This is a genomic window from Streptomyces sp. GC420 (assembly GCF_009916105.1).
Classification (GTDB): Bacteria; Actinomycetota; Actinomycetes; order Streptomycetales; family Streptomycetaceae; genus Streptomyces.
The window spans coordinates 1-7,179 of sequence record NZ_JAAAXQ010000383.1 but is presented as its reverse complement, the minus strand read 5'-3'; the positions used below and the strand labels follow the sequence as shown (position 1 = coordinate 7,179).

The window sequence follows — 7,179 nt, the reverse complement described above, 5'->3', positions numbered from 1 at the left end:
GCCCCCAGGCCACCGGGTGGCCCTTCTCCGCCCAGGCGGTGTCCTCGGCGAGCACGGCCCGCACCGTCCACTGGGTCTCGGCGCCCCGGCCCTCGGCGGGCGGCGCGGGCAGTTTCACCTCGGCCCGCTGCCCGGCCTCCAGCGCCGGGACGGCCAGCTCACCGGCCTCGACGCTCTCCCCGTCGGCCTCGTAGGACCAGCGGAAGGCGAGGTGCGACAGGTCGGAGAAGTCGTGGAGGTTGGTGATCCGGACCGTGCCGGCCGGGCCGTCGCCCTCGATACGCACCGGCTGGACGACCTTCTTGTACTCGGCCAGACCGGGGGAGGGGGTGCGGTCCGGCAGCAGCAGCCCGTCGCACACGAAGTTCCCGTCGTGCAGCTCCTCGCCGAAGTCGCCGCCGTAGCCGTAGTACGGGGTGCCGTCCGGGGTGTGCGTGGCGATGCCGTGGTCGATCCACTCCCAGACGAAGCCGCCCTGGCAGCGCTCGTACGTCTCGAACAGCCGCTGGTACTCGGCGAGTCCGCCGGGCCCGTTGCCCATCGCGTGCGCGTACTCGCACAGGATGAACGGCAGACCGGCGCGTGCCGGCGGCCCCGGGTCCTCGCGGCGGCCGATCAGCTCAACCTCCGCGTGGCCCGCGTACATGCGGGAGTACACGTCGGTGTCCTCGCAGGACGGGTCGCCCTCGTAGTGCACCAGCCGGTCCGGGTCCCGGTCGCGGATCCACCGGGCCATCGCGGTCAGGCCCGCGCCCGTGCCGCACTCGTTGCCCAGCGACCACATGATCACCGAGGGGTGGTTCTTGTCCCGCTCCACCATCCGCTCCGCGCGGTCCAGCAGCGCCGGTGTCCAGCGTTCGTCGTCCACCGGGTTGCGGCGCCAGTCCAGGTCGACGAAGCCGTGGGTCTCCAGGTCGCACTCGTCGATCACCCACAGGCCCAGCTCGTCGCACAGGTCGAGGAAGGCCGGGTGCGGCGGATAGTGGGAGGTGCGCACGGCGTTGATGTTGTGCCGCTTCATCAGGTGCAGGTCGCGGCGCATGGTGTCCAGGTCCAGGGCGCGGCCCTGCTCCGGGTGGAACTCGTGCCGGTTGACACCGCGGAACAGGATCCGCCGGCCGTTGACCTTGATGACGCCGTCCTCGACGTACACCGAGCGGAAACCGATGCGCAGTGCCACGCGTTCGCCGGCGGTCACCAGTTCCGCGTCGTACAGCCTCGGCCGTTCCGCGGTCCACGGCTCGACCGGCAGGGTCAGCGTCTCACCGGTGGCGAGGCGGACGCCCAGTCCGGGAACGGAGATCCGGCCGTCGACCGCCGAGTCGACGCGCAGCGTGCCCTCGCCGCTGCGGTGGTCGTAGGAGGCGTGCACGAAGAAGTCCCCGGCCGCGCCCGCGGGGCGGTGCAGCAGGGCCACCTCGCGGAAGATGCCCGGCAGCCACCACTGGTCCTGGTCCTCCAGGTAGCTTCCGGAGGACCACTGGTGGACGCGGACCGCCAGCACATTGCCGCGCGGCTTCAGCAGCGCGTCGGCCGCGAACTCGTGCGGCAGCCTGCTGCCCTTGAACTCCCCGAGTTCCCGCCCGTTCAGCCACACCCGGGCGCAGGACTCCACGCCCTCGAAGCGCAGCACCGCCTCGCCGCCGCCCGGCCAGTCGTCCGGCAGGTCGAAGAGGCGCAGGTGGTCCCCGGTGGGGTTCTCGGCCGGGACCCGCGGCGGATCCACCGGGAACGGGTAGCGCACATTGGTGTAGGCGGGCGCGCCATGGCCCTGGAGCACCCAGTGTCCCGGCACCGCCACCTCGTCCCAAGCGGAGGCGTCGAAGCCGGGGAGCGCGAAGGACTCGTCCTCGGCGTCGGCGGTGGCCGACAGCCGGAACCGCCAACTGCCGTTCAGCGAGAGCCGGGCGGCGTCGGACCGGGCCCACCAGGCGCGCGGCGGCAGGGCCCCGGTGCCGGGGGCCACGTCTTCGTAGTAGGGGAGGACAGCGTCGTAGGACGTGCTCATCGGTCTCCTCGGTCAGCCCTTGACACCGGTCTGGGCGACGCCCTGCACCAGCCACCGCTGGAGGACGACGAAGACCAGCACGAGGGGCAGGATGGATATCGCGGTCGCCATGAAGATCAGATGGAAGTTCACGGTCTGGTTGGTCATGTACGAGGACAGCGCGACCTGGACGGTCCACGCCTCCTGGTCCTGGCCGATCACCAGGGGCCAGAGGAAGGCGTTCCAGCCGCTGATGAAGGTGATCACCGCGATGGCGGCGAAGAAGTTCAGCGAGTTGGGCACGACGATGCGCCAGTACGCGCCCCAGTGGCCCAGCCCGTCAACCCGCGCCGCCTCCTCCAGCTCCCTGGGGAACCCCAGGAAGTACTGGCGGAACAGGAAGCAGGTGAAACCGCTGAACAGCCCCGGGATGATCAGGCCCCGCAGGCTGGAGACCCAGCCGAGGGAGGAGACCATCACGAAGCTCGGCACGAAGGTGACCGCGGCCGGGACCATCAGGGTCACCAGCACCGCGTAGAAGACCTTGTTCGCGTGCCGGTAGGGGATGCGGGCGAGACCGTACCCGGCGAGCGAGCACACCAGCAGGGTGCCGGCGGTGTGGAGCACTCCGATGACCGTCGAGTTCCACAGCGAACGGGCGAACGGCACCATCGGGTCGTCGAACAGCTCGCCGATGTTGCCCCACTGGATGTCGGTGGGGAAGAACTTCCACTCCTCGCCGGTGATCTCGGCGTCCGTGGACAGCGCGTTGCGGACGATCAGATAGAAGGGGACGAGGAACAGCACGGCGCAGACGGTGACGGCCGCGTACAGGCCCAGTTCGCCGGCCGTGCCGCGCCCGCGGAGGCGGCCGGCCGCGGAGGCGGCGGCAGGGCGCGGGCGGGAGCCGCCCGGCCGGCGCGTGCCCGGCCGGGCTCCGTGAGACGGGGTGGTGCGGGGCGCGGTGGCGCTCATTTCGCCTCCTCCGCCCTGCCGAAGCCGAGGAAGCGGCCCTGCAGCAGGGTCACGGCGCAGATCAGCACGGTCAGGATCAGGGCTCCCGCGCTGCCGCGCCCGTAGTCCTGGTTCTCGCCCAGAGCGGTGTAGTACAGCTCGACCAGCGGAGGCCGCCCCCAGGTCGTCTTCGCGAGCAGGTTGAAGAACTCGTCGAAGGCCTGGTACGCGGCGACGAGCAGCAGCAGGATCACGGCGGCGGAGGTGGCGCGCAGCTGCGGCAGGGTGATGTGGCGGAAGGTCTGCCAGCCCGGCCTCGCGCCGTCGATCGCCGCCGCCTCGTACAGCTCCTCCGGGATGTTCTGCAGCGCCGCCAGGAAGAGGATCATGTAGAAGCCGGACTGGAGCCACAGCCGCACGGTGACGATGACCAGCCAGTACCACGGCGGGTCCGGTGAGGCCAGCCAGGCGATGTTCTCCACGCCGAACCAGCCGAGCACCGTGTTGGCGAGCCCGAACCTCACCCCGCTGAAGATCGACATCTTCCAGATCAGCGAGGCCGCGACGAAGCTGCACGCCGTCGGCAGGAAGAACACCGACCGGAAGAACGTCCGCATGAAGCGGAGCCGGTTCACCATCAGCGCCAGGGCCAGGGAGAACGCCCAGGTGACGGGGACGACGATGGCCGCGAACACGGTGAACGTGCCGAGGCTCTCGACGAAGTCGCCGGCGGCGAGCATCTCCCGGTAGTTGTCGAGCCCGACGAATTCGGTGGGGGTGACGGTGGAGCGCGCCTCGAAGAAGCTCAGCCAGGCGCTCCAGCCGATCGGTACGTAGACGAAGATGACGAGGCCGGCCAGGAACGGGCCGGTGAACAGCCAGAAGCTGAGGGTGCGGCCCCGCACCCCGCGCCGGTGCGTGGCGGGGGGAGCCGCCTCGGCGCCGGTGCGGGGGGAGGCGCTCCGGGGTGTGGTCGTCGACATGTGGCAGGTCCGCCTGTCAGCCGAAGAGTTTCTTCAGCTCGTTGTTGATCGTCCTGTCGGCCTTGTCGAGCGCGGCCTCGGGGGTCTTGTCGCTGCGCACCGAGTCCGCGATGACGTTCTCCAGGGCCGTGAACATGGCCTGCGTGAAGTTGGGATTGTCGAAGTGCCCGTACTTCTCGGCCAGTTCGACACCTTCGGCGGCGAGCCCGGTCTTGAGCTTCGTGGCCCTGGCGGCCAGCGACTTGCGGGGCGGGATGTGGAAGCCGTAGCTCAGGCACCAGTCCTCCTGGTACTCGGTCCGGTCGATCCACAGCCACTTCACGTACTCCTTGGCCAGGTCGACGTCCTTGGCCTTGGAGCTGACGAACATCGACCAGCCGCCGTTGATGAGCGAAGGCCGCCCGTTGCCGGAGGACTTCGGCCACGGGATGATGCCGACGTCGTCGCCGTGCGCCTGAAGGATCGCCGGCATGCCCCACATTCCGCACCACTGCATGGCGGTGAGGCCCTGGTTGAAGGCCGACGGGTCCCAGTAGTCCGCCGGAGCGTCGAGCAGCAGGCTGCCGCTCTTGAAAAGGGTGTGCAACCTGCCCAGAGCGGCGGCGACTTCGTCCGTGTGATAGGCGATCCGGTTGTCCTCGGTGAGGAGATCGGCGCCACTCGACCAGATCAGCGGACGGACGACGTCGCTGAGGTTGTTGCCGAGGAAGAGGCCCTTCACCTTGTCCGTGGTGAGTTTTCCGGCCGCCTCCAGCAGCTCGTCCAGCGTCTGCGGGGGCTCCACGCCCGCCTTCTCCAGCAGCGACTTGCGGTAGTAGATGAACTTCGGGTCGTCGATCATCCGGACGCCCCAGATGTGGCCGTCCATGGTGTGCGACTTGATGTCGGCTTCCTGGAAGTCGTCCTTGACCGGCTCGATGACGTCGTCGAGCGGCACTATCTGCTCGGCCTTCACCATCTGGATCTGCGGATGGAACTCGAAGACGTCGGGTGCGTCGGAGGAGAGCAGGGCGGAGAACAGTTTGCTCTCGAAGTTGGTGCCGGTGATCCACTGGGTGGACACGTCGGCCCTGCCGAAGCCCTTCGCGTAGCGCTTGAGCGCCTGCTGCGTGCCGGCCTCGCCGTAGGCGTGGAAGTACTGGGTCAGCGCCTTCCCCGAACCCCCTCCTCCGTCGCGGCCGGTGTTGGAGCCGCAGGCGGCGAGCGCGCCCAGTGCGGCCAGCCCTCCCGCGGCGCGCAGCACGCCGCGGCGGTCCCACTCTCTTCCCGATCCCGAAACCCGCATGGTGACGTCCTTGTCTGGTCGGCGGCTCACTGACTCCCTGCGTGCAGCCGGACGCTAGCCATGGAACAATACTTCGGCAAGGGGTTGGACGAAGGTGGCGCGGAGGGTGCGGGAAAGGGCTTTCCGGTATGTGTCCCAAGGGCGTGGCGGAGTCGCGGACCGCCCCGGCGGGACGGCCCGCAGCCCCGCCGCGCTCATTGCCGGGACCAGGCCTGGTTGGCGCCTCCCGTGCACGTCCACAGCACGACGGCGCTGCCGTCCCCGGTCGCCCAGCCGCTCACGTCCAGGCACTTGCCGCTCGCCTCGTGGACGATCTGCCCGTTGGCGTTGAGCAGCCACTTCTCCTGCGCCGCGCCGGAACAGCCGCCCGCCGCGACCCTGCCGTCGGCCGTCGCCGTCGTCAGGCAACTCCCCTCCGGCGTGCGCAGCGTGCCGGGGGCTCGCCCTGAGGCTCGTGCGCGGGTTCGCAAGAGGAATCGGAGGGATCTCGCGCCGGTTGAACAGGCCATGGCCAGCCTTCCGTCGTCACGAAGGTGTGCTGCGAGTGGTCCTTGCGGTGGTGCGGCGGGCCGATCGAGTCCTGCCCGCGGTCCTGGCGTTCCCGGGCGTGTTCTGCTGCTGGGTCTTCCGGCGGTCCTTCCGCCGGTCGTCGTGCGGGTTGCGCCGGCCGACGGAGCCGAGCGCACCCTTGAGCGCGAAGGTCGCGGCCCCCAGGCTCACCGGGTCCGAGGGGATCGGCGAGAGCACGATCTCGGTGGCGTCCATCGGCCGGCGCAGCGCGTGCCGGCCCACTGCCTCGCGGACTTCCGCGAGCAGTGGCTCGCCGAGGGCCGCCGCGACCCAGCTGCTCAGTACGATGATCTCCGGGTTGAGCAGGTTGACCAGGTCGGCGACGGCGGCCCCGAGGTAGCGGGCGGTCTGCCGGACCGTCCTGACCGCCACCGGGTCGCCGGCCGCCACGGCGGCCGCCAGCGCGGCGACGGTCGCGGTCTGGTCGTCCGGGTGCAGCAGCGTGCTGCCCGGGCTCAGTTCGCGCAGGTTCTGCATGATGCCGGGAGCGCCGACGTACGTCTCCACACAGCCGTGGTTGCCGCAGTGGCACAGCCGGCCGTCCAGCACGAGTGTGGTGTGACCCCACTCGCCCGCGCTGTTGGTGATGCCCCGGTGCAGGGAGCCGCCGAGTGCGAGGCCCGCGCCCACCCCCGTGCCGAGATTGACCACGACCACGTCGTCGTGGCCGCGCGCGGCACCGAACCACAGCTCCGCGACCGTGCAGGCGCGCAGCGGGTTGTCGAGATGCAGGGGGTAGGGGAGCCGGCCGGCCAGCAGGTCGAGCAGGGGCACGTCGTGCCAGTCCCAGTTGGGCGCGTACACCGACACCCCGCCCTCGCGGTCCACCTGGCCGGGCATGCTCACCCCGACCCCGAGGACCCGGTCGCCGGGCAGCCCCGACCGCCGCACCACGGACTCGACGGCGTCGGCGATGTGGGTGACGACCTGGTCGGGGCGGTTCTCGCCCGGGCGCAGTTCCTCGTCGGCGCGCGCCAGCACGGTCAGCGCGAGATCGAACAGTTCGACATGGATGTACGTCTCGGCCACGTCGACGCCGATCAGCGCGCCCCCCGGGGCGTTGACGGCGACCAGCCCGCGGGGCCGTCCCCCGTCGGAGTCCTCGAAGCCGACTTCGGTCAGCATGCCGAGATCGAGAAGTTCACCGACGAGGTTGGCGACGGTGGCCAGGCTCAGACCGGTGGCGGCGGCGACCTCCTGCCGCGAGACCGGGGACTCGGCGATGATCTGCCGCAGCACGTCGTAGCGGTTGGCGGTGCGGATGTCGCGGGACGTGCGTTTCATCGCCGGGTCCTTCCCGTCCCAGGGAATGTGGGGCGGGCGCCAGGCTATGACCTGGGCGCGCGTTCGACAAGGGCTTAGGAAAGGGGTTGTAGAAAGCCCTCGGACTCAGCCCGTCC

6 protein-coding genes are annotated in these 7,179 nt (G+C 70.3%); all 6 read right to left on the bottom strand.

The window, feature by feature from the left end:
- On the bottom strand, positions 1-2,008 hold a 2,008-nt coding region (locus GUY61_RS31780), incomplete at its 3' end, for a glycoside hydrolase family 2 TIM barrel-domain containing protein (RefSeq protein WP_166633730.1).
- Positions 2,009-2,020: 12 nt separating this feature from the next.
- Entirely contained in the window at positions 2,021-2,962 is a 942-nt protein-coding gene (locus GUY61_RS31775) for a carbohydrate ABC transporter permease (protein WP_243766899.1), read from the bottom strand.
- Positions 2,959-3,924 (bottom strand): carbohydrate ABC transporter permease, encoded by a 966-nt coding sequence (locus tag GUY61_RS31770; RefSeq protein ID WP_166633728.1) that lies wholly within the window; start codon positions 3,922-3,924, stop codon positions 2,959-2,961. Before GUY61_RS31770 ends, GUY61_RS31775 begins: the two co-directional genes overlap by 4 nt.
- Positions 3,925-3,940: 16 nt before the next feature.
- Positions 3,941-5,209, bottom strand: coding sequence for an ABC transporter substrate-binding protein (locus GUY61_RS31765; protein WP_166633726.1), 1,269 nt, complete (start codon positions 5,207-5,209; stop codon positions 3,941-3,943).
- A 194-nt stretch (positions 5,210-5,403) separates the two neighbouring features.
- Positions 5,404-5,679, bottom strand: a complete 276-nt coding sequence (locus GUY61_RS41345) for an RICIN domain-containing protein (RefSeq protein ID WP_313896965.1) — start codon at positions 5,677-5,679, stop codon at positions 5,404-5,406.
- 55 nt (positions 5,680-5,734) lie between these two features.
- Entirely contained in the window at positions 5,735-7,063 is a 1,329-nt protein-coding gene (locus GUY61_RS31755; RefSeq protein WP_166633723.1) for an ROK family transcriptional regulator, read from the bottom strand.
- Positions 7,064-7,179 lie beyond the last annotated feature (116 nt).